Consider the following 1,428-nt stretch of genomic DNA (forward strand, 5'->3'; position numbering starts at 1 on the left):
CAATGCCAGTCAGTTAAGCTGACTGGCATTTTTCTTTTTATGGGGATACTTGGATGGTTTAGGTTTAACCCATCGGGGATATTTTCTATCTTCTCGGCGAGTCGGAAGCTTAAATAAGAGTAGCGTATTGAGTAGATGCTCCCAGTGCATCGGAATGTTTCCGGGACTCATTATTGATATTGACGAGAAATACTGAATAACAGCCATCGAGCTGCTAGAGAAACTAAGCTGATTAGGCCATATACCTGTTACGTTAGCCGCCATTGTCATAATTCTTCGTATTAAATTATAGGCAAGTAATACACCCCATAACTCCTGACGAACCATGTCTGGACGCTTACTTCTCAAATGGTATGAACTACCAAGCATTGTCTGTTTTATTTCTCTAAATCCAAGCTCTATCTCCCAGCGGTGACAATATAATTCAACAATTTCATTACCTGGAAAGCGCAATCTATCTGTCATTGAGGTTAATATACGATAGGTTTTACCTTTTATTGTTTTACTGATTAATCTTGCTCTAATGGTTTGAGGAACATCGGGAAAATTCTTTTGTGCATGTTTTGTCGTTTTTAATTCAATGATGTGGTCATTTTTACCGACAGAGGAAATGATTTCATACTGTAAATCAGGCCTTGCTGGTATTAGCCAATGCCGTTCATTCCCCGTCTGTCGCCAACGATTTAATAAACCTAGAGAATAATATCCTTTATCAAACATCGTTAGTGAGTTGTCGGGTGTACGTTCAATTAAGCGCTCAGCTAACTTCATTTCATTGGTTTTATAATTATCAAATTCACTACTGATAAGCTGATGGCTGGTCAATTCCATATGGCAGACCATGCGTATTTGTGGAAAGGCTGTATCACCATATTGGTTGCTACCAGAAGAAAATGCTTTACGATTATCTGGAGTGTCGGCTGTTCGCCATACAACACCATCAACGGCTAATAGGCTCAAACCATTCCATGTTTCGAATTCCTGTTGCTTATACATCACTTCGGCTGACTTATTGAAAACCTGTTTTACAGACTCATCTCCTAGCCGTTGTCTTGCTTGTACCATTGCACTTGGAGCAACAAGCTGATTCTTTCCTGGTAACATGATATCTAGCTTATTAGCGATATTCCAAACTGACTCTTTTCGAAATAATGCCATGCCTATAACCGACCACAGAACCGCTTCAAGTGGTAACCTGCGCTTGCGCACTGTTGCTATTCCTGCTTGTTGAAAACCTTGTTCGATAATCTCTGGGTCGAGAAGCTCTGATAACTTTTCAAAGGTATGGTACCGAGTACTTTCTTCAAGTGTGGTCTGTAATGCTTGTTCAATATTCACAAAAAAAATCCGTAGTTAGTTTCCTAACTACGGATTTTGCATGATCGTTTGGATCGGTCAACCGATCATTCTCTTAACTGATCGGCATTG

At 39.9% G+C, this 1,428-nt stretch carries 1 protein-coding gene; it reads right to left on the reverse strand.

What is annotated here, in order from left to right:
- Positions 1-9: 9 nt before the first annotated feature.
- Positions 10-1,338 carry an IS4 family transposase gene (locus tag ABD005_RS18015; RefSeq protein WP_425544918.1) on the reverse strand — a complete coding sequence of 443 codons (1,329 nt, stop codon included), beginning with the start codon at positions 1,336-1,338 and terminating at the stop codon, positions 10-12.
- Positions 1,339-1,428 lie beyond the last annotated feature (90 nt).

This window comes from Colwellia asteriadis (genome assembly GCF_039523295.1).
GTDB lineage: Bacteria > Pseudomonadota > Gammaproteobacteria > Enterobacterales > Alteromonadaceae > Colwellia > Colwellia asteriadis.